The following is an 18,887-nucleotide window of genomic DNA, read 5'->3' as shown; positions in this document are numbered from 1 at the left end:
GAATAAGGACGCGCCATCCATGCTGGCCTCCAATCCAGCCAGATGGTTGAATCAGATTTCAGCCAATCTGGGTACCCATATTCCGATTCAGCCCAAAATCATCAGGCTCTAGCCCGGCCTAACCACAACCGAAGGATTATTTCGGCAATGGCTGAGAACGCCCATATCATGCTCGGCCGGGATGATGGCAAACCGGATCCGCTGCTGGCGCTTCGCCGTGAAGAGAAGGATGCAACCGACGGACTGACCCGTGCTGAGTCCGTGCTCTCCGAACTGCGCCGCCGCCGTGACAAATACGCCGTCGATTACGACTGGCTGGTGTCACGCCGGAAAGATGCCGTGGCGCTCGTGGTCAGGACCAGTCCGGCGTATCAGGCGCTTGTGGCCGAGGCCGAAGAGGCCGCGCGCCGCTATCTGGAATGCAATGCTGTCGTTGTCCGTCTGTCGAAATCTGGCATCGCGACGCCAGCAGCCTGGACAGGCCCGGGCAACAACAAACACATCCGTCTTCTCCGGCGTTTTGAAACTGCTCCCGAGCAATGGCAGAAGTCGTTCGCAACGCGCGTGGACCTCCCCGAGAGCAGTGCGTGGGATCAGGCTCTCCGGGCTCTCGAAACTGATCCGGCGGCTCCTCTGCCAGGTGAAAAAGCGCGGAGACGGTAATGACCCGCACCATAGCCGCCATTGATCCGGGCAGGACCGGCGCCATCGCCATTCTGTCAGAGCGCGGGGATCTGATCGAAGTGCTGGACATGCCAACGAATCCGGTCACGGTCTCAGGTAAGATCCGTCACATCGTTTCCGCGCCGCTGCTGGCGACGATGCTGCGGGCGCATGATCCGGCAGAGATTTGGCTTGAACGGGTAGGCGTAAGGCCCGGAGAGGGCGCAGTCGGAGCCTTCGCCTTTGGCCGTGGTGTAGGGGCCATCGAGGGTGTCGTCGCCTATCTTGGAAAGCCTCTGTCTCTGGTCACGCCCTCTGAATGGAAGAAAGCTACCCGGACGCCAGCAGACAAGGGCGGAGCCAGAGCGCGGGCCATGCAGCTTTTCCCGACCTGCGCGGATCTGTTCAAGCGCGTGAAGGACGACGGGCGGGCCGAAGCGGCGCTGATCGGAGTCTTTGCCTGTCGATCTGACCGATAAATATGTTGCCTGTGATACTGAAAAACGGTATCACTCTTTCATGAAAGCCAAACATCGCCGCACGCTGGAGTTGATCTTCAGGCGTCCTGTTTCCGGCAATGTGTCATGGCCCGACATTGAAGCCCTGTTCATTTCGCTTGGTGGTGAAGTGTCCGAACGGGAAGGCTCTCGTGTTGGCGTGTTCCTGTTCGGTGAAGTCCGGGTGTTTCATCGTCCTCACCCTAAGCCGGATACGGATAAGGGCGCTGTCGCTGCGATAAGAAAATGGCTTGAACAGAATGAGGTGACGCCGTGAACAATATGATGGAAATAAACGGCCATCGTGCCACCATTCAGTTCGATCCCGAGATTGGCATGTTTCGGGGCGAGTTCACAGGTCTGAATGGTGGCGCCGATTTCTACGCTGACAGCGTGGCTGGGCTCCGGAAGGAAGGCGAGACTTCTCTCCGGGTATTTCTGGACATGTGCGCCGAGAAGGGCATTGAGCCCGTGAAGCATTACTCGGGCAAGTTCCAGGTTAGGCTGCCCCCTGAAGCTCATGCTCGTGCTGTCGAGATGGCCACAGCGCGTGGGGTGAGCCTCAATCGTCTGGTGCAGGACGCTCTGGAGCAGGTGAGCGGTTGAGAGGGTCTCGTTAAGGCTACCCTCACGACTCCGGAAATAATGTTCGTGGAATGCTGTGTGCCTGATGCGATGGAATCGACCGCTACTGCTCAGAACGACGCTATAAACATCAGTCCGCAAGAGGGGCAACATGCAGGACGATTTTCCTGATGGCTCTCTAAGATACTGATTTTATTTGGATTTTTTGAAAGACTGGCTCCCGAAGTAGGACTCGAACCTACGACCCAGCGATTAACAGTCGCTTGCTCTACCAACTGAGCTATTCGGGACCAGCGGCGCCTCTATACGCAAGGCACTTCATTCCGTAAAGCCCTCATCGCAGATTTTTTCTGCCGCGCTGTTTTTGACATGCGCCGCCCCGAAGGGCAGCTAAGGTCTGCGGTGCGGAAGGGTTCAATGAGCGTAAAACCGGACAGAACAGCAGAGAACGGGCGTCGGCGGTTTCTTGCGCTGGCCGGACTGGGAACAGGCGTTACTCTGGCGACCGCAGCAGCCTGGCAATGGCACAGACCGCAACGCCCGCGTAGTGAGCCGGACGGCCGCTATCGCAGCCTCACCCTGGCATGGCCCGCCCCGGACACTGATCTGGTGATGATTGTGGCGCGGGAGCGCGGATTCTTCGCAAATTACAGCCTGGATGTGACGACAAAGCCAGTTACAACGGGAAACCAGGCTATTCTTGCTCTCGGTCAGGATTCGGTCGTCGGAGCAGCTGCGCCGGCGTTATCCTGGTTGCCTGCATTATACGGCGGAAAGCCGGCAAGACTTGTTGCCGGGTTGTCCGCAGGAACATACCGCCTTCTGGTCCGGTCGCGTTCGGGCGTTGCAAAGCTGGAAAACCTCGTCGGCAAGACCATCGCCGTTGCGGATGAGGACGCGGCCGACCGGCGTTTTTTCTCTGTCCTGTTGCGCCGTAAAGGGATCAGCCCGGCTTCTGTGCAATGGAAAGCAGTTCAGGCCGGTCAGATCGCAGAGAAAATTGCCTCCGGCGAACTGGATGGTGTCGTTGCCCACGATTTTTTCGCATGGCGCCTTCTCTCTGAGAGCAACGGTGGTCTGAACGAACTCGCCGGATCAACCACAGGACATTATGCCGAGCGGATCAACCGGGTGCTCGGTCTCGATGACAGTTTTCTCACGGATGACCCGGAAGGTGCGATTGCGCTGGCGCTGGCTTTTCGTGATGCCGGGCGCTGGATTGAGAAACACAGGGAGGAGGCGGCAACCCTGCTGGCATCCCATCTGCCACAAATGGGGGAGGATATTGTCGCGGCAATGCTCGCCCATGAGCCGAAACCGCTTCACCTGATCGGGCACTGGTTGCGTGATCAGATAGCGCAGTATGCCGATGAACTGAAACTTATCGAATTATTGCCAGACTCTCTGAACTCGGGTGAGTTTGCGCACTCAGTCTGCCGGAATGTGCTGCATCTGTGAAACAGAACAGTTCAATGCCGCGTGTTGCATAACTCCCGCAGGCGAATTCTGAGAGCAGGGTCTGCGGCGTAAAGATAAAGACCACGGATGCCCCGGGTCATCAGAACGAAAATTGCATTAAACATGACGTGTCTTTTTGCAGCTTCAGCGTCCTTCATATGGTCACGTCCTGCGAACGCCGCACCATCTTCATATCTGGACGGATCAAGCGTAATGCACCCGTTTTTCGGATCATAGCCGACCGATGGACCGAGTATGACACCGGCATAGTTCAGGTCAAATCCCTGCACGGTATAAACGGAGCCAACCTCATCAACGGAGTCTTCCCGCTCAGCCCAGGGAAGAGGATGCCCCGGCTGAGTTCTGTCCCATCGCAGGCGAAATCTCCCGGCTTCAATAAAATGATCCTGCCCGTTCAGTGTGTAGGGATAATCATAAGTGGAAAGGATGCGGCAAAGACCATACTGACGATTTTTCCTGCAAATATCCTGATACATAGTCTCTGCGTCGTCATAGATGCGAAAATCAAAATCCTGTTTCGCAGGAAGGGCTGTCAGCTTTCCATCACAGAAATTGCGCACCCATGCCATCACATCCGGCCTGGCCCGGACGCGAAACTGGTCTGTCAGCGAGACCACCTCCCTGGGTATGGAGCCAAGAAGCGCATCCAGCCGGTCCTGATCCCAGTACCCTTTGAATTTCAGCGTCTGGCGGGGGTCGAAGACAATAACGACAATCCGCGCCAGCTTCATGATTTCTTCAAGCTGATTGTTTTGCCGGAATCTGTTGTAAGGATCGCTTCGTGTCAGAAGAAGATGCGCCTCATCAACAAAGACAATATCTTCACGCCCACCTGACTTGTGCATCGTATTGATAAAGCTTGTTGGTCGCTCATAATCCTTCCGGCGAAGTGCCGGAACGGTGGCCGATATATTACGGTATAGTTTGATCATTTCAGGATGGTTCACGAGCAGGATGTTCTGTGTCCCATACAGAGGTGATCCGCGATTCTGTCGCGATTCCATCTGAATTGTGGTAAAAGCTGTGTTAAGAACAAGACTTTTCCCTGTTCCGGCATCCCCTTCAATAACAAGAACAGCATGGTCATCATGTCTGTGAACGTCGCAGAATTTTACGATATCCGAAACCAGCGCCATCTGCTTCGGAGTCAATGTCTGAACAGGCGAAAGCTTGCTGACCGAACTGTTGATTTCCGCAGCGTCATTCATACCGTTTGTACAGTCCATGGTCATTCCGGTTTAATGGTCCTGCGCATGCCGCAAAGGCATCGGACCCGGAAACAGTGTGTCTGTCCAGCCACGGGCACGATAGGCTGCCATGCCGATCCATTCATGAGCCGCCCAGTCCAGCACCGCCATCCGTGCGCCGAGCGAAAGGGAATATCCGCTCAGCCGGTCGCGGGAAAGGTACCCAACCGGCCACGGAAGAACATTCCAGCCCGCCCGCCGAAATACACCAACCGAGCGTGGCATATGGCTTGCGGATGTGACCAGTATCCATGTCTCATCAGGCCCGGGATGAACGAGATCGAAGCTGTCCGTGGCGTTTTCCCGTGTCGTGCGCGAACGACTTTCATAAATCACTCTGTCCGGAGGCAGCCCGAGTCCGTCAAACAGAACGCGAACCCATTTCGCCTCATTGGTCACCCCCTGAACGATGTCACCGGAACCTCCGGTAAAAACCAGTTTTGCGTCCGGATAATGCCGGGCGAGCGTGGCAAAAGCTGTCAGGCGATCTCCGGCAGCCCCGGTAACGGGCGTCTGCCGGTCTTCACTGGTCACGTCGTCAATAGAGCCACCCAGAACAATGATCCCGTCTACATGGTCCGGAAATGTTTTAACCTGCGGAAACCGGTCATCCAGTGGGCGGACAGCCCATTGATCCACAGGGAAGACAAGACAGATCGCAAGGCCCAGCGCTGCTGCGCCGGTAAGGAAACGTCCGGACCGGCGACGATGAAAAATCAGGCCGATCAGAATCGCCTCGACGAGAAAAGCTGTCGGCAGCATGGCCATCGTCAGCATCTTGCCGATCAGAAACATTGCGGCGGCTCCGGAAAAAGTCGTGAACAGATACTCTCTGTTCAGCCATAATCCGGGATGCCAGGCATCGCAATGAAACCTGGCAGAGTTTTCACGCGCCGCATCCAGCGTCGCAATGTCGGGTAGGCATCCTGTTCAGTTCCGGCGTCGCGACAAAGCGCGAAAGATGGGAAAAGTGCGATGTCAGCCAGTGTCGGCGCTTCCCCCGCAAACCAGCCATGGCCCGAAATCCGGCGCAGAACCATGTGATCTTCCATAATCCTGAACGCATCATGCGTTGCGGAAAGCCAGGCACAGTCGTCGCCATCGCCGCCAAACATCGCTTTTCGCCTGAGCCGCATGGCAGGTCTCAGATCCCGGCTCGCAAAAGTCATCCAGTGCGCGACAGCACCGGTCTCCATCGGGGTGGAAGGTTGCCATGCCTTGTCCGCGGACAAGGCCGCGAACGTCAGCAGAATAGCTTCAGCCCCACAGATCGCAGGCAGGGCATCGGCCGGATCTGTGGCTCCGGTCAGCGCCGGCAGATGTCCTGACGGACTCAGCGCCCGAAACGAAAGCGTATCCTGTTCATTGCCTGGAATAACATCCACGGCCCGCAACAGAACCGGCACGCCCATAAGCGATGCGGCGAGGCGTGCGCGATAGCAGTCCTCGTCCAGTTCATCATCCAGTAAAATCAGATCAGACACAGTAGTCTGCTCCCGTGTCACAACGCTCAGCCGTATTCCGAAAATCCTTCGCCCAGAAGGCCGCCTGCTCGCAATCCTCCTGCGAAACAGTGCCTTCGAGCAAAAGATGACACTGTGTCCTGTCATGACCGACCGGCCGCGCCACAATCAGCAGGGGAAGTACGGCACCGCTGCCGGTTGTGACCAACATGCGGACACTCTGGCCCGCCGTGGCGCCCAGTCGCGCCATGACGGTTTTCAGCGAGGCTTTGATTGTGAGAGTCCGCACAGGCGTTACGCTACCGCCCTCCGGTAAACGCCATTCCGTTTCCGGACCGGCGCCGGTGGCGACTCCGTCCGCGCGGCTCCAGATAAGCCCCATACATTCCGCAACCGGAAACACCGGGACGCAGATCGTGCTGGCCGGCGTCACCCCGGGATGAGCAGGAATGACACGGCAATGTCCGCTCTCATCAAATCTCCAGCCATGATACAGACACGCCAGCATATCCTCGCGGACAAACCCCAGACTCAGCCGCATCCCCCGATGGGGGCAGCGATCATCCGAAGCGTGAACCTGTCCGTGAGAATCCCGCCAGACAGCCAGCTTCTGCTCACCGATCTGCGCGCCGCTCACCGTAAGCGGCGGCAAATCCAGTGCGAGCATCAGTGGCTGCCAGCCGCCGACCCTGTGACCGTTCGTCTCCTGCATAGCGTCAGACCTGCCTTTCCCGGGTTGTGTCAGACGGTGCCATCATTCCGGTATCGAAGGAATGACACGCACGCTATTGTATCGCCATGATCATTATCACGGCTCATGATGCATTGCTGATCGTCGATGTGCAGAATGATTTTCTGCCCGGCGGCGCACTGGCCGTGCCGGAAGGTGACGAGGTTATCCCCGTTATCAATCAACTGACGCGACTCCCTTTCGGAGTCATCGTTGCGACGCAGGACTGGCATCCGTCAGATCACATCTCTTTTGAGAAGCAGGGCGGTCCATGGCCACGGCATTGCGTCGCGGGCACACAGGGCGCCGACCTTGCCGCTTTGCTGGATGCTGAGCCCGTTGGCGTCATCCTTCGAAAAGGCCGGTCTTCGGAAATCGACAGTTACTCAGCCTTTTCCGACAATAACGGAATAGCCGCGACCGGTCTTGCCGGCCTCCTTGCCGGGGCCGGGGTGACCCGCGTCTTCGTGGCAGGTCTGGCGCTCGACATATGTGTCGCAGCAACAGCGATCGACGCGAAGAAAAGCGGATTCGATACGCTTGTTGTCATCGACGCATGCCGCGCGGTCGGGGATGCCGAAGATGCGGAGACAGCCATGCGGACTGCCGGCGTCCGGCTGGTGACAAGTGACGGGCTTGCCTGATTGTGGCAATTGCCCGACAAGGAAATCACAACGGTCGCAAAACGATGCACGGGGTGTCCGCCCGGCGCGTCACACTGCGATGGGGGGATATATGAGTTGTGACGGGAACGCGCGCTCATGAAGAATCCGGGGGGACTCTTCAGGGCAGGGTATCCGGAGGGCACTGGCTCCGGGACTTTGATTCGCGCGCAGACGCACCGCGCCGGCGCTCCGGGTCGCCGCACTCTGATGGCCGGTCTGGGAGCCGGACTCGCCAGCAGCCTGTTGTGGCCGAAAGGCGCCCGGGCAGCGGCTGGCAGGCAGATGACCCGGTCCTTTGCTCCCGTCGCCGAAGAAAACGCCCTGATCGCCTTCGGTCATACCGGTCCGGTCACGGACGGAGGATGGACCACCGCGCACGATCTCGGTGTGCAGGCCGTCCGCAAGGCTTTTCCAAAACTTCGTTCTGTCTATGTGGAAAGCATTCCTTATTCCGCTGACGCCACCCGGATCTTCCGGCAGTTCGTGGCCGAAGGCGCGCAGATGGTGATCTCCACCTCCAATTATGGTGATTTCATCAAAGACGTGGCCGACCGGGCACCGGATGTCGCCTTCCTTGAGTGCGACGGACATAATGTCACCGACAATCTCGGCTGGTTTTACATCACACACTGGTATGCAAGCTATATCATCGGTATCGCCGCCGGGCTGATGACGAAAACCAACAAGCTCGGATATGTCGGCACATTTCCGATTCCGTCCGTTTATGCCAGCGCGAACGCCACTCTGCTCGGAGCGCAGTCCGTCAACCCGGCCTGCACCATGAGCGCCATCGCCATCAATTCATGGTTCGATCCGCAGGCCGCCACACAGGCCGCCAGTGCTCTGGTTGACAGTGGTTGTGACTTTCTCAGCGGCATCACCGATGAACCAGCCTATCTCCGCGTGGCCGAAAGCCGTGGCGTCAAAGCCGCAATGTGGAATCTCGGGATGAGACAGTTCGGACCGAAAGCCTATGTCAGTTCCGTCGTGCTGGATTTCGCACCCTTTTACGTCGATCAGGTCAGGGCAAGACTGAATGGCACCTGGCATGCCGCACCCCATTTTCTGACACTTGCTGATGGTGTCGACCGCGATGCCTGGGGCGAAACCGTGCCCCCCGAAATCGCCGCCCGTGCTGATGAGATGCGGTCGAAAATACTCGCGGGCTATAACCCGTTTCGCGGCCCGATCCGCGACAATAGCGGTTCCATCCGGGTGCCCGCCGGCGTCGTGATGGACGATAACATGATCTACCAGTGGGACTGGGGCGTACAGGGGATGACCGGTCTTGGCTGAACATGACATCCCGGCGGGGATAACCCCGCCCTCCGTGCCGCCCGGAACGCCGCCTGTTCTGCAACTTGTCGGTATCTCCAAATATTTCCCCGGCGTAATCGCCAATGAGGATGTCAGTCTGGATGTCCGGTCGGGAGAAATCCTGGCTCTGCTGGGTGAAAACGGCGCAGGAAAATCAACCCTGATGAATGTCGTCACCGGCATCTATCAGGCCGACGCGGGCGAAATGATTCTCGACGGGTACGGCGTGCAGTTTTCATCGCCCCAGGAGGCTATCCGCGCCGGGATCGGCATGGTGCACCAGCATTTCAGGCTGGTGCCGGCTTTTACCGTCGCGGAGAACATTCATCTCGGCTGGTCCGAGACGCCAAAAAATGCGTCCTCTGCAATTCTTGAAGCCCGGACAAAAGAGCTTTCGGAGCGTTTCGGCTTCCCGGTGACGCCCTCGGCGCGTGTTGAAGATCTCTCCGCCGGTGAACAGCAGCGCGTGGAAATTCTCCGCGTGCTCGCCCGCAAGGCCCGTCTGCTGATCCTGGACGAACCCACGGCCGTGCTCACGCCGACCGAGGCCCGGGATCTGTTCCGTGCCCTGCGGGCATTCCGTGCCGAGGGCAATGCGGTCATCATCATCAGTCATAAGCTGGACGAGGTGATGGAAATCTCCGATCGCGTCACCATCCTGCGGGGCGGTCGGAAAATCGGCACGTGGAAAACGACTGAGTGTTCGCCACGCATGCTGGCCGCCACAATGGTCGGCCGCGAAATCGTCCGGCAGAACCTGCTGCTTCGTTCAGAAAACGCGGCTCCGCGCGGCACCGTGGCGGAACTCAGTCTGGAGAATGTCTCTGTTCGGGATGACCGTGGCGTAAACACGCTGGCCGATGTCACGCTGAATGTCTTCGGAGGCGAAATTCTCGGTATCGCAGGCGTGGCCGGCAATGGTCAGCGCGAACTGACGGAAGTTCTCACCGGCCTCACCGCCCCGACAAGAGGTCAGGTTCTGCTCGGAGGCAGCCCTGCGAAATCCGGCGCGGCAGCTTTCGCCAGACAGGGTGTCGGCCACATTCCGCAGGATCGTCTCCACAGCGCCCTCGCACCTTCGCTGGGCATCACCGATAATATGGCGCTCCGTGAATACGGGCAGCCGCCAGTCGGCGGTGACGGTCTCTATCGCGCCTCCGCCGCCCTGGCGCTCGCCCGCGAAATCGCGGATGTGGCGGAAGTGACCATCCCTGATTTTGCCATGCCGGTCCGGAACCTCTCGGGTGGGAACCAGCAGCGTCTTGTCGCACGCCGGGAAATCAGGATCGCGGACCGCGTGCTCGTCGCCGCTTACCCGAGCCGGGGCCTCGATATCGGCGCTATCGCAACGATGCACCGTTATTTCGCTGATCTGCGCGATCAGGGCGTCGGCATTGTGGTGGTGTCGGAGGATCTTGAGGAACTCCTGAACCTCTCCGATCGCATCGGCGTCCTGTGTCACGGTCGCCTGATGGCGGTTCTGGACGCCGTCGACGCGGATATTGAACGAATTGGCCTGCTGATGGGCGGACGCACGGAAGCGCCCGGGGCCGGGATGGCGGCAGGGCAGGGAGCCGATCTGTCATGATGCGTTTCCAGCGATTCCCCACAGCCCCCGCCAGACTTGTTCTGGCCTGGCGCGCGGCTGCTCTTGTTGCCGCGGCACTGATTATCGGTGTCCTGCTGGCGCTTTCCGGACGCAACGTGTTCGAACTCGCGGAACTGGTGCTGAAATCCACGATCGGATCACGTTTCGGGCTCGAAGATCTCGCTCTCTTCATGACACCGCTGATTCTCACAGGCAGCGCGGTTACCGTCACAAGCCGGATCGGATTGTGGAATATCGGTGCAGAAGGGCAGTTCTATCTCGGCGCGATCGGCGCCGCCGGTGTGGGTCTTTACATGCCCGGTTCCCCTCTGCTCGTCCTTCCGGCAATGGCCATCGTCGCGATGCTGTGCGGCGTGGCCTGGATCGCAGTGCCCACGCTCGCCCGGGCCTGGGCCGGCGTGAACGAAATCATCACCACGTTATTGCTGAATTTTGTCGCCGGCCTGCTCACCTACTGGCTGGCCACCGGCCCCTGGCGGGATCGTGTCACCGGCGCGCTGGCTTCGACCGGCCGCATCCATGTTGCCATTCCGGAGATGTGGGGCGTGGTGCACTGGGGCTTTCCGGTCGCTTTGCTGATCGCCTGCGGACTCGCAGCCATCATGACCTGGACAAGCTGGGGTTATGAAGTGCGCATCAGCGGCGCTAATCCAGGCGCGGCGCGATACGCCGGTATGCCCATGCGCGCCCGCATAATCGCCGTGATGCTGCTCTCGGGTGCTCTTGCCGCGCTCGCCGGCATGTTCGAAGTGGCCGGAACCGTCCATCGCCTGCAAGGCGGCATGGCCGATAATTTCGGCTACCTGGGCATCGTCGTCGCCGTTCTGGCCCGGCGGTCCTGCCTCGCCGTCATTCCGGCCGCGCTGCTCATGGCCCTGATCCTCGATGCCGGAATCGTGCTCCAGACGCAGCAACTCGCCGCCACCGTGGTGCTCGCCATCACCGGCCTCGTCCTGCTGCTCATCGCGATTGGCGACGAACTGGCGCATTACCGGCCTGTCGCGCCGGCTATACGCCCGGCAACCTCATCGTCCCGTCCGGAAAAGAAGGTGACGGCATGATCGCACTCCTTACCGGCCTGCTTTCAACTGCCGTGCTCGCCGGAGGTGTTCTCGCGCTCGCAGCGCTCGGAGAGGTGCTGGCCGAACGCGTCGGTGTGACCGACCTCGGCGTCGAGGGGCTGATGTCCCTCGGTGCAGCCACCGCGATCATCACGGTCATCAATGTTCCGGACCCGTGGCTCGGCCTGCTGGCCGCCGTCGCCGTCGGTGCGCTCGGCGGCGCGGTGTTTGCTTTTGCCGCCGTTATCATGCGGGCTAACCAGGTGCTGTGTGGTCTGGCGATCACGTTCCTCGGGCTGGGCCTGTCCGCCACGATCGGTCATTCCGTGGCGGGGATGCCCGCACCCGTCACTTTTGCACCCACCCATGTTCCTGTGCTGGCCTCCATCCCGGTGATCGGTCCGGCATTTTTCGCGCAGAATCTTCTGGTGGTGCCAATCTATCTGTTGTTGCCAGCTTTCTTTCACTGGCTGCTGTTTCACACCCGCCATGGTCTCAATATGCGCGCCGTCGGAGAGAATCCGGCCGCTGCCGACGCCGCCGGAATCCCGGTCACCGCCATGCGCTTCTGGTATGTCGTGCTGGGCGCGGCCCTCGCCGGCGGCGCGGGAGCCTATCTCAGCCTCGCCGTTATCCCCAGCTGGTCCGAAGGAATGGTCTCCGGTCGGGGATGGATCGCCGTCGCTCTCGTGATTTTCGCCGGCTACCGGCCCTTCAACGCCGCAGGTGCCGGGCTCCTGTTCGGTCTCATCACCGCCATCGGCTTTCTGGGACAGGCACGTGGCTGGCCCATCGCCGCGCCGGTGCTGAATATGCTGCCATATCTCGGCACGCTGGCATTCATCATTCTGCCGGTCGTTTTGTTCAAGCGGATGCGTCGCGCCATGGCCGCTCCCGCCGCCCTGGGAACGCCCTATTACAGGTCAATCCGTTAACCGGTTCAGGAGCAGGGAAAAAGCATGCAGACGGTTTCAGCAGAGAGGGAGTGTCGTCCCGCGATCGATGACCGTGCGGTGCTCGATCAGTGGTATCCCGTTGCTTTCCTTGAAACGCTGAAAACCGGCGAGACGACGACGCGGCTTCTGGGAAGCGATCTGCGCATCACGCGCGCAGGCGACGGAGCCCTCACTGTTCACACAACTGACGGGCAACCCCTGCCGGTGCGCGAGGCCCATACCTGTCTCTGGACCACTCCCGGCACCCCGAAGGGTGACGTCGTCTCAATCCCGGAAGCTCACGAGCCGGACCGCCGGATCGTGCCATGCGGGGCGATTCACGTTCGTACTTCGGGTCTGCGCGTGGTCGAGAATTTCCTCGATATGGCGCATTTCCCCTTCGTTCACACCAACATCCTGGGCGCGGAACCCGTCACTGAAGTGGTACAGTATCGTACCGAGCATCGTAAGGACGTCGACGAAATATGGGCGACCGACTGCCGGTTTGATCAGCCTCAGGCGGCAAAATCCGCTGCCGTCGGCATGATGACCGAATACACCTATCGTGTCGCCGCTCCCTTTCTGACGCTCCTGTATAAATCCAGCCCCAATGATCCGGTGCGCCCGGATGTGATCTGTCTCTTCGTTCAGCCGGTCGGCCCCGCATATTCAATCGCCTATCCGGTGATGTTTCTGATCGACGATGTCACGCCGTTCGCCGAACTCGCGCAGTTTCAGCAGCGCATCTTCGTGCAGGACCGGATCATTCTTGAGAACCAGCGCCCGGCCCTCCTGCCGCTCGCCCCTCGTGCGGAAATCCCGACCCGGGCTGATTCCCTGTCGGTCGCCTATCGCCGCTGGCTGAAAGCTGGCAATCTCCGCTACGGCGCCATTCCATAACGGGTGCCATGCGGAATTTGCGGTTCTCTCCGGATGGTAAGTGTTGTCTGCCGGAAGCATGAGCCCGCTCGGGGCCGCGGAAAGACGGAGCAGAGAGTGCGCCGCACACCGCGACAGCCCCTGCATTGATGATAGCAGAGGCAAAGATATGCTCGGGAAAAACGCTCCGGCGGAACAGAACGGCGGCGCGACGCTCCGTGTCGGTCTCATAGGCTGCGGCCATTTCGGGCGCTTTCATGCCCTGAAATCCGCCGCTTCAGCCAGCGAGACCCTGGTCGGCGTCTTCGATCCTGACCAGAAAAAAGCCGCCGCCGTCGCCGCTGAGGCGAAAACATCCGTCTTTGATGATGTCGATGGCCTCATGGCAGCGGTCGATGCGGTCATTATCGCAGCACCCGCCGAGATGCATTTCCCGCTGACCGGGGATGCGCTGAGAGCCGGCAAACACGTGCTTGTCGAAAAACCGATGGCGGCCACGCTTCAGGAAGCAGATGAACTGACCACGCTTGCCCGCAACACCGGGCGTATTCTCCAGGTCGGCCATTTGCTGCGTTATTCTGCCGAATATGAAGCCATCACACAGCGAATCTCGCGCCCCCTCTATATAGAAGCGACGCGCATTGCGCCCTTCAAGCCGCGTGGGACGGATGTTTCAGTGATTCTGGACCTGATGATCCATGATCTTGATCTGATTCTGGCCATCGTCGACAGCCCCATCGAGCAGGTGGACGCGGTTGGCGCCGCTGTGAGTTCGGAGCATGAGGACATCGCCAATGCCAGAGTGCGATTCGCAAACGGGTGCGTCGCAACGATCACCGCAAGCCGTATTTCTCTGAAAACAGAACGGAAAATGCGCCTGTTCTCTGAGGAGGGGTACCTCTCGGCGGATTTCGGAAAGCGGGAACTGGTGATGATCGGGCGGGAGCGGGGTCTGCCTCTCCCCGGCACCGGTGGCTTCCGGCGCGAATCGGCTTCATGGAAGGAACATGATTCGCTCGCGGCGGAACACGCCGCTTTCGCGGCCTCCTGCCTTCAGGGGGCACCGGTGCTTGTGGATGCCCAGGCCGGGCGCAGGGCCCTCGAAGCCGCGCTGGCTGTTGGGGACGGGATTGCCGAATCGCGCAGAAGAATGGAGCTGTCGGGACTGATCGGTCACGACGCGCCACAGTCGTCCCGAACCTGAGCGGGGCCGAACCGGCAGCCCGCCGCCGTCAACCAATTTTTTTCTTTTTAACCCTACATCTTGTGTTGGCTTGTCGGTTCTTTACCGCATATTGTGTCCTTTCGCCGATCGGGCACGTTTTTCGTGGCCCGTAGTCAGGTCGTGCCTGTCAGAAAATTGGAGCAATCTAGGGTGAGTTTGATGGAAATGTCTGAGGCCCGGATCGACTCCTCTGGTGACCACTCCGGAGAGGCAGGCAGCCTGTTCGAGCCCAATATGCTTGATGACGTTGTGCAACTCCCTGGCCACCACGCAGTTCGGGTCGATCGGACGCGGGATTCCCTGCTGACGGATTTCGGTAAGGCAACGCTCGATAACCGTTATCTTTTGCCGGATGAGGGCTATCAGGATCTGTTCGCACGCGTGTCGTCATATTATGGCGCGGACGCAGCCCATGCTCAGCGTATCTATGACTACATCTCCCGTCACTGGTTCATGCCAGCAACCCCGATCCTGTCGAACGGCGGCACAACGCGCGGTCTGCCCATCTCCTGCTTCCTCAACGAAGCGTCCGACAGCCTCGAAGGGATCGTCGGTCTCTGGAATGAAAATGTCTGGCTGGCCTCCAAAGGCGGTGGCATCGGTTCGTACTGGGGGAATCTGCGTTCCATCGGTGAAAATGTCGGGCGCAACGGCAAGACCTCCGGCGTCATCCCCTTCATCCGCGTGATGGACAGCCTGACGCTCGCGATCAGCCAGGGGTCGCTGCGTCGTGGTTCAGCCGCAGTCTATCTCCCGGTCTGGCATCCTGAAATCGAAGAATTTATCGAGATGCGTCGCCCGACCGGTGGTGATCCGAACCGTAAAGCGCTCAATCTCCATCATGGCGTCCTCATATCGGACGACTTTATGAGGGCCGTCGAAGACGATTCCGAATGGGCTCTGCTGTCGCCGAAGGACCACTCGGTTATCCGCAAGGTTTCCGCGCGTTCACTCTGGATACGGATCCTCACGGCTCGCATGGAGCAGGGTGAGCCCTACGTGGTTTACTCAGACCATGTGAATAATGCGCGGCCCGAGCATCACAAGCTCGCCGGCCTGGAGGTCAAAACCTCCAATCTGTGCTCCGAGATCACGCTGCCAACCGGTATTGACCACCACGGCAAACAGCGCACAGCCGTTTGCTGTCTGTCCTCGCTCAATCTCGAAACCTGGGACGACTGGCACGGGAATGAGCAGTTTATTCCCGATGTCATGCTGTTTCTCGACAACGTGTTGCAGGATTTCATCGACCGCGCTCCGCCAGAGATGAAACGCGCCGCTTATGCTGCGTCGCGCGAGCGTTCGGTCGGGCTTGGCGTCATGGGGTTCCACTCTTTCCTGCAGGCCCGAAAAGTGCCGTTTGAAAGCGCGATCGCAAAAGCGTGGAACCGGAAGATTTTTAAGCAGATTCGTGCGGAAGCCGATCTCGCGTCAAAGGAGCTCGCGAAAACGCGCGGCGCATGCCCGGACGCCGAAGAATATGGCTTTCAGGAGCGTTTTTCCAACAAGCTTGCCATCGCTCCGACAGCGTCGATTTCGATCATCGCGGGAAACGCCAGCCCAGGTATCGAGCCGATCGCGGCAAATGTCTTTCTGCAAAAGACGCTGTCAGGATCGTTCGCAGTCAGAAACAGGCATCTGCATAAACTGCTGAAGGAAAAAGGACAGGACACGGATGATGTCTGGTCTTCGATCACGCTCACCAAAGGCAGCGTCCAGCATCTTGATTTCCTGACGCAGGACGAAAAAGACGTTTTCAAAACGGCCTTTGAGCTTGATCAGCGCTGGATTGTCGAGCATGCGGCCGACCGCGCGCCGTTCATCTGTCAGGCGCAGTCCGTCAATCTTTTCCTGCCTGCAAATGTTCATAAGCGTGATCTGCATCAGATCCACCATATGGCGTGGAAAAGAGGTCTGAAATCCCTTTACTACTGCCGGTCTCTGTCCATTCAGCGCGCTGATACCGTCAGTAACGTCACTCAGAAGGATGAGATCATGCTGTCAGGACAGGCCGCCCCGGCGGTTGAGAGCAGCAGTACGGATTACGAGGAATGCCTCGCCTGCCAGTAACGGTGCCGGTGGCGGTTACAGGACGGAAAGTGCTACTGCGAATTATATAATTCGCAGTAGCTTTTCTGTTCTTTTTTTATGATATTTCATGATCAGATAAGCTGATTTTTGTATTGGCATTATTTGCCGCACTCCTTTATTCCCTGTGATCACCCATCGTCTCATAATCTTGCAGGTGCGCTCATGCCCACGTCGGAAAAGTTTGATCTCCTGACCGCTAACCCGGTCTATAAGCCATTCCGCTATCCGTGGGCCTATGACGCATGGCTGACGCAGCAGCGTGTCCACTGGCTGCCGGAAGAAGTGCCTCTGGCCGATGACGTGAAAGACTGGCATCGCGTTCTGAGCAAAGGCGAGCAGCATCTGGTCACACAGATATTCCGCTTCTTCACGCAGTCGGATGTCGAAGTGAATAATTGCTACATGAAGCATTACAGTCAGGTCTTTAAGCCGACTGAAGTGCTCATGATGCTGTCGGCATTTTCGAATATCGAAACCATTCACATCGCCGCATACAGTCATCTCCTGGACACCATCGGAATGCCGGAAACCGAGTATTCCATGTTCCTGAAATACAAGGAGATGAAAGACAAGTATGACTACATGCAGCAGTTTTCTGTCGATAATAAGCGGGAAATTGCAAAAACATTAGCTGCGTTCGGTGCCTTCACTGAAGGACTTCAGCTTTTCGCCTCGTTCGCAATTTTGCTGAATTTCCCACGGTTCAACAAGCTGAAGGGTATGGGGCAGATCGTCTCATGGTCGGTGCGTGATGAGACGCTGCATTGTTTGTCCATCGCGCGGTTGTTCCGCACATTCATTCATGAGAATCCTGAAATCTGGACGGATGATCTGAAGTCGGAAATCACTCAGATATGCTCAACCATTGTCGAGCACGAAGATGCCTTTATCGATCTGGCATTTGAAGCCGGACCGGTGGAAGGTCTCGACGCCGCTCAGGTCAAATCCTACATTCGTTTTATCGCGGACCGTCGCCTGGGACAGATTGGTCTGGATCCGATCTATGGTGGCCTTGAGCGTAATCCGCTTCCATGGGTTGACGACATGCTCAATGCCGTAGAGCACACAAACTTCTTCGAGAACCGGTCGACAGAATACAGTCGCGCTTCAACAACCGGAACGTGGGAAGAAGCGTTCGAAGGAAGTGTTTTCGGCTAAGATCACCAGCCGGCCTGATCGTCTGATTGTGATCCGAGCGGGGCAGGGGACATTTCCTGGCCCCTGCCCATCTGAGAGGCTAATTCAGAAGGTCCTCTGCCAGCGATCCGGACATCCTTCCGGCTCCGATGCTCACGGCCCGTATGGGGCGCCGTTGCCTTCGGTGCCCAAAAACTTGCACAGGCGCCCACCTCAGGGACGTTCTCACCTGGCGGAGAAATTTCTGAAACAGCCTCTGACTGTTGCTGCCTGATAAGATCGGCGAGTCTTGCAATGGATTATGATCGCAGATGTGACGATCTCTCCCATGCTGGTTCGGTAAAGCCGGAGCAGCCCCGAAAAGTGAATGTCCGGAAGCTGTCGCTGCGTCTTCTGGCTGCGGTACATTATGCCTGTGATATCGGGGAACTGGAGATCGCCCGCACTCTGCTGGCATTGACGGAAGAGACGATTATCCGGCGAGGCGATGTTCAGAGCTACAACAGGCGGCGTATCATTGAAGATCTGGCGTCAGCGTATGAACGGTGGTGGAAAGTGCGCCAGGACTGGTCAGCCACCCTGCCTGCCTCATATGCCTTCGCGAGTGTCAGAGATATGCTGGGACAGTCGCCTGACGAACTTTGATATTTCAGTCACCCTGAAGTCTGCATTATCCTCTGAAGTGCAGAGAAAATTCACGAAACATATTATAGTATTTTCCTTTAAATTCAGATGGTTATTTCTTCTCACCGGTTGTGGTGGAATTGTTGCAACGGGTGTGCTGTATGCCAAATAAAGGTTTGACGAGGTAGCTGGAAGCTTCTAGAAGTGCCGTCGCAGGCGCCGTGCAGAATTGCACGCTCCGGCGGAGGGGTGGCCGAGTGGCTGAAGGCGGCGGTTTGCTAAACCGTTATACGGGTAACCCTGTATCGAGAGTTCGAATCTCTTCCCCTCCGCCAGTTAAACATCACTTTTATAAATGTTGAGTCATTAAGAAGCGTTGGCCTTCAGGTCTGTCGTTTCTGAGTAAGCTCCGTGTACTGAGCATTTTCTGTTTTTTGATGCATGATTGGGAAAGCTATCCCGGAGTCTCAGGATCACCATTTGTGAACCATCTGCTTAATGGAATTTTGATCACTTACTATACTGCTGCGTATTAAGCATAAAAAGTAAATTGTCAAATAATTATTATATAATACAAGAGATTGTGAATATTGACCTGTAGATGAGAGTATCCAGGCTCAGTCCGGACCCGGCAGGGACCGCAGGCCCCTGCAACCCGATTTGTTTAAGTAACAGGCGGA

The 18,887-nt window shown here is 58.1% G+C and carries 19 protein-coding genes and 2 tRNA genes; 16 read left to right on the top strand and 5 right to left on the bottom strand.

The genetic code is table 11. The features are described 5' to 3' along the window. The first annotated feature begins 147 nt into the window (after positions 1-147). The 4 genes from GOB85_RS13935 to GOB85_RS13920 are packed head-to-tail and all read left to right on the top strand — an operon-like array spanning position 148 to position 1,766. Entirely contained in the window at positions 148-663 is a 516-nt protein-coding gene (locus GOB85_RS13935; RefSeq protein ID WP_173578080.1) for a hypothetical protein, read from the top strand. Continuing rightward, entirely contained in the window at positions 663-1,142 is a 480-nt protein-coding gene (locus tag GOB85_RS13930; RefSeq protein ID WP_173578081.1) for a RuvC family protein, read from the top strand. The genes GOB85_RS13935 and GOB85_RS13930 overlap by 1 nt, the downstream gene beginning before the upstream one ends. Positions 1,143-1,182: 40 nt before the next feature. After that, positions 1,183-1,437, top strand: coding sequence for a type II toxin-antitoxin system HicA family toxin (locus GOB85_RS13925; RefSeq protein WP_173578082.1), 255 nt, complete (start codon positions 1,183-1,185; stop codon positions 1,435-1,437). Beyond that, positions 1,434-1,766, top strand: coding sequence for a toxin-antitoxin system HicB family antitoxin (locus GOB85_RS13920; protein WP_173578083.1), 333 nt, complete (start codon positions 1,434-1,436; stop codon positions 1,764-1,766). The genes GOB85_RS13925 and GOB85_RS13920 overlap by 4 nt, the downstream gene beginning before the upstream one ends. A 193-nt stretch (positions 1,767-1,959) precedes the next feature. Here the strand turns inward: GOB85_RS13920 and GOB85_RS13915 are convergent. Beyond that, positions 1,960-2,035: transfer RNA gene (locus GOB85_RS13915), tRNA-Asn, on the bottom strand. Between the two features lie 127 nt (positions 2,036-2,162). On the opposite strand from GOB85_RS13915, the gene GOB85_RS13910 reads away from it, so the two are divergent. Beyond that, positions 2,163-3,203, top strand: coding sequence for an ABC transporter substrate-binding protein (locus tag GOB85_RS13910; protein WP_173578084.1), 1,041 nt, complete (start codon positions 2,163-2,165; stop codon positions 3,201-3,203). 11 nt (positions 3,204-3,214) lie between these two features. Here the strand turns inward: GOB85_RS13910 and GOB85_RS13905 are convergent, their stop codons facing one another. Genes GOB85_RS13905 through GOB85_RS19030 form a run of 4 tightly spaced genes read right to left on the bottom strand, consistent with a single transcriptional unit; the run spans position 3,215 to position 6,646 of the window. Further along, positions 3,215-4,450: a DUF2075 domain-containing protein gene (locus tag GOB85_RS13905; protein ID WP_173578085.1), complete on the bottom strand. Its 1,236-nt coding sequence runs from the start codon at positions 4,448-4,450 to the stop codon at positions 3,215-3,217. Between the two features lie 12 nt (positions 4,451-4,462). Beyond that, the gene (locus tag GOB85_RS13900) at positions 4,463-5,266 is read right to left on the bottom strand and encodes a YdcF family protein (RefSeq protein ID WP_173578086.1); all 804 of its coding nucleotides are present in this window, start codon (positions 5,264-5,266) and stop codon (positions 4,463-4,465) included. A 41-nt stretch (positions 5,267-5,307) separates the two neighbouring features. After that, positions 5,308-5,955, bottom strand: a complete 648-nt coding sequence (locus tag GOB85_RS13895; protein WP_173578087.1) for a glutathione S-transferase C-terminal domain-containing protein — start codon at positions 5,953-5,955, stop codon at positions 5,308-5,310. Then, complete coding sequence (locus GOB85_RS19030) at positions 5,948-6,646, bottom strand: Rieske 2Fe-2S domain-containing protein (protein ID WP_198912219.1); 699 nt, start codon at positions 6,644-6,646, stop codon at positions 5,948-5,950. The genes GOB85_RS13895 and GOB85_RS19030 overlap by 8 nt, the downstream gene beginning before the upstream one ends. Positions 6,647-6,732: 86 nt before the next feature. Between GOB85_RS19030 and GOB85_RS13885 the strand changes: the two genes are divergently transcribed. The 11 genes from GOB85_RS13885 to GOB85_RS13835 all read left to right on the top strand — a co-directional run bounded on the left by GOB85_RS13885 (position 6,733) and on the right by GOB85_RS13835 (position 18,542). Further along, on the top strand, positions 6,733-7,308 hold the full coding sequence (locus tag GOB85_RS13885) for an isochorismatase family protein (RefSeq protein WP_173578088.1): 576 nt from the start codon (positions 6,733-6,735) through the stop codon (positions 7,306-7,308). Between the two features lie 228 nt (positions 7,309-7,536). Then, on the top strand, positions 7,537-8,625 hold the full coding sequence (locus tag GOB85_RS13880) for a BMP family ABC transporter substrate-binding protein (RefSeq protein WP_173578108.1): 1,089 nt from the start codon (positions 7,537-7,539) through the stop codon (positions 8,623-8,625). Between the two features lie 34 nt (positions 8,626-8,659). Further along, the gene (locus GOB85_RS13875; RefSeq protein WP_173578109.1) at positions 8,660-10,234 is read left to right on the top strand and encodes an ATP-binding cassette domain-containing protein; all 1,575 of its coding nucleotides are present in this window, start codon (positions 8,660-8,662) and stop codon (positions 10,232-10,234) included. Continuing rightward, positions 10,231-11,316 (top strand): ABC transporter permease, encoded by a 1,086-nt coding sequence (locus tag GOB85_RS13870; protein WP_173578089.1) that lies wholly within the window; start codon positions 10,231-10,233, stop codon positions 11,314-11,316. The genes GOB85_RS13875 and GOB85_RS13870 overlap by 4 nt, the downstream gene beginning before the upstream one ends. Next, on the top strand, positions 11,313-12,251 hold the full coding sequence (locus GOB85_RS13865) for an ABC transporter permease (protein ID WP_173578090.1): 939 nt from the start codon (positions 11,313-11,315) through the stop codon (positions 12,249-12,251). Before GOB85_RS13870 ends, GOB85_RS13865 begins: the two co-directional genes overlap by 4 nt. A 24-nt stretch (positions 12,252-12,275) precedes the next feature. Continuing rightward, positions 12,276-13,151, top strand: a complete 876-nt coding sequence (locus GOB85_RS13860) for an aromatic ring-hydroxylating oxygenase subunit alpha (protein WP_173578091.1) — start codon at positions 12,276-12,278, stop codon at positions 13,149-13,151. Between the two features lie 148 nt (positions 13,152-13,299). Then, positions 13,300-14,334 (top strand): Gfo/Idh/MocA family protein, encoded by a 1,035-nt coding sequence (locus tag GOB85_RS13855; RefSeq protein WP_173578092.1) that lies wholly within the window; start codon positions 13,300-13,302, stop codon positions 14,332-14,334. A 180-nt stretch (positions 14,335-14,514) separates the two neighbouring features. After that, complete coding sequence (locus tag GOB85_RS13850; RefSeq protein ID WP_173578093.1) at positions 14,515-16,425, top strand: ribonucleoside-diphosphate reductase subunit alpha; 1,911 nt, start codon at positions 14,515-14,517, stop codon at positions 16,423-16,425. Between the two features lie 183 nt (positions 16,426-16,608). Then, positions 16,609-17,604 carry a ribonucleotide-diphosphate reductase subunit beta gene (locus tag GOB85_RS13845; RefSeq protein ID WP_173578094.1) on the top strand — a complete coding sequence of 332 codons (996 nt, stop codon included), beginning with the start codon at positions 16,609-16,611 and terminating at the stop codon, positions 17,602-17,604. Positions 17,605-17,877: 273 nt separating this feature from the next. Continuing rightward, on the top strand, positions 17,878-18,228 hold the full coding sequence (locus GOB85_RS13840) for a hypothetical protein (protein ID WP_173578095.1): 351 nt from the start codon (positions 17,878-17,880) through the stop codon (positions 18,226-18,228). Positions 18,229-18,450: 222 nt separating this feature from the next. Continuing rightward, positions 18,451-18,542, top strand: a tRNA-Ser gene (locus GOB85_RS13835). Positions 18,543-18,887 lie beyond the last annotated feature (345 nt).

This window comes from Acetobacter fallax, assembly GCF_011516735.1.
Classification (GTDB): Bacteria; Pseudomonadota; Alphaproteobacteria; order Acetobacterales; family Acetobacteraceae; genus Acetobacter; species Acetobacter fallax.
Note: the sequence above shows the minus strand (reverse complement) of the source record. Positions and strands in the feature narration are given on the sequence as shown.

What these genes read in the sequence shown, in the direction of transcription:
- GOB85_RS13935 (WP_173578080.1), top strand. Translation starts at nt 148, where the DNA reads ATGGCTGAGAACGCCCATATCATGCTCGGCCGGGATGATGGCAAACCG.
- GOB85_RS13930 (WP_173578081.1), top strand. Translation starts at nt 663, where the DNA reads ATGACCCGCACCATAGCCGCCATTGATCCGGGCAGGACCGGCGCCATC.
- GOB85_RS13925 (WP_173578082.1), top strand. Translation starts at nt 1,183, where the DNA reads ATGAAAGCCAAACATCGCCGCACGCTGGAGTTGATCTTCAGGCGTCCT.
- GOB85_RS13910 (WP_173578084.1), top strand. Translation starts at nt 2,163, where the DNA reads ATGAGCGTAAAACCGGACAGAACAGCAGAGAACGGGCGTCGGCGGTTT.
- GOB85_RS13905 (WP_173578085.1), bottom strand. Translation starts at nt 4,450, where the DNA reads ATGGACTGTACAAACGGTATGAATGACGCTGCGGAAATCAACAGTTCG.
- GOB85_RS13900 (WP_173578086.1), bottom strand. Translation starts at nt 5,266, where the DNA reads ATGTTTCTGATCGGCAAGATGCTGACGATGGCCATGCTGCCGACAGCT.
- GOB85_RS19030 (WP_198912219.1), bottom strand. Translation starts at nt 6,646, where the DNA reads ATGCAGGAGACGAACGGTCACAGGGTCGGCGGCTGGCAGCCACTGATG.
- GOB85_RS13885 (WP_173578088.1), top strand. Translation starts at nt 6,733, where the DNA reads ATGATCATTATCACGGCTCATGATGCATTGCTGATCGTCGATGTGCAG.
- GOB85_RS13880 (WP_173578108.1), top strand. Translation starts at nt 7,537, where the DNA reads ATGGCCGGTCTGGGAGCCGGACTCGCCAGCAGCCTGTTGTGGCCGAAA.
- GOB85_RS13870 (WP_173578089.1), top strand. Translation starts at nt 10,231, where the DNA reads ATGATGCGTTTCCAGCGATTCCCCACAGCCCCCGCCAGACTTGTTCTG.
- GOB85_RS13865 (WP_173578090.1), top strand. Translation starts at nt 11,313, where the DNA reads ATGATCGCACTCCTTACCGGCCTGCTTTCAACTGCCGTGCTCGCCGGA.
- GOB85_RS13860 (WP_173578091.1), top strand. Translation starts at nt 12,276, where the DNA reads ATGCAGACGGTTTCAGCAGAGAGGGAGTGTCGTCCCGCGATCGATGAC.
- GOB85_RS13855 (WP_173578092.1), top strand. Translation starts at nt 13,300, where the DNA reads ATGCTCGGGAAAAACGCTCCGGCGGAACAGAACGGCGGCGCGACGCTC.
- GOB85_RS13850 (WP_173578093.1), top strand. Translation starts at nt 14,515, where the DNA reads ATGGAAATGTCTGAGGCCCGGATCGACTCCTCTGGTGACCACTCCGGA.
- GOB85_RS13845 (WP_173578094.1), top strand. Translation starts at nt 16,609, where the DNA reads ATGCCCACGTCGGAAAAGTTTGATCTCCTGACCGCTAACCCGGTCTAT.
- GOB85_RS13840 (WP_173578095.1), top strand. Translation starts at nt 17,878, where the DNA reads ATGGATTATGATCGCAGATGTGACGATCTCTCCCATGCTGGTTCGGTA.